The organism is Collinsella sp. LCP19S3_C9 (assembly GCF_052121575.1).
Classification (GTDB): Bacteria; Actinomycetota; Coriobacteriia; order Coriobacteriales; family Coriobacteriaceae; genus Collinsella.
The window spans coordinates 1-401 of sequence record NZ_JBQKDZ010000048.1 but is presented as its reverse complement, the minus strand read 5'-3'; the positions used below and the strand labels follow the sequence as shown (position 1 = coordinate 401).

Annotated in this window: 1 protein-coding gene; it reads left to right on the top strand. The window is 74.1% G+C overall.

All coding sequences use genetic code 11. The annotated features are described in order from the left end of the window. The coding region (locus ACTQXI_RS08925) for a Mu transposase domain-containing protein (RefSeq protein WP_441548540.1) at positions 1–401 on the top strand (401 nt) is incomplete at both ends.

The following is a 401-nucleotide window of genomic DNA, read 5'->3' as shown; positions in this document are numbered from 1 at the left end:
GGGCAAGGACGAGTCGGCCAACCGCTTCCTGAACCGCCTGCTCGCCTACGGCGGCGAGTTCACCGGGTGGAGCGGCCTCGCCGAGGCGGTGGCCCGGGTCGAGGCCCAGGCCAACTCGGAGCCGAACCGCACCACCGGCCTGCCGCCCGACGCGCTGTTCATGCGGGAGAAGGAGTGCCTGCGGCCCATCGGGAACCTCCGGCTCCTCGAGTCGATGGTGGGCGACGTGAGCGTCCAGACCGTCCCGCCGACCATGCTCGTCAGGGCCGCCGGCAGGGAGTGGTCCGTGCCCAGGCGCTGCATCGGCCGGCGCGTGAGCGTCGTGGCGATGCCCGGCGGCCAGGTCGTGGTGAGGATGGCCGGCGAGGAGGTCGCCGTCCACGACGCCGCGTCCGGGCCGT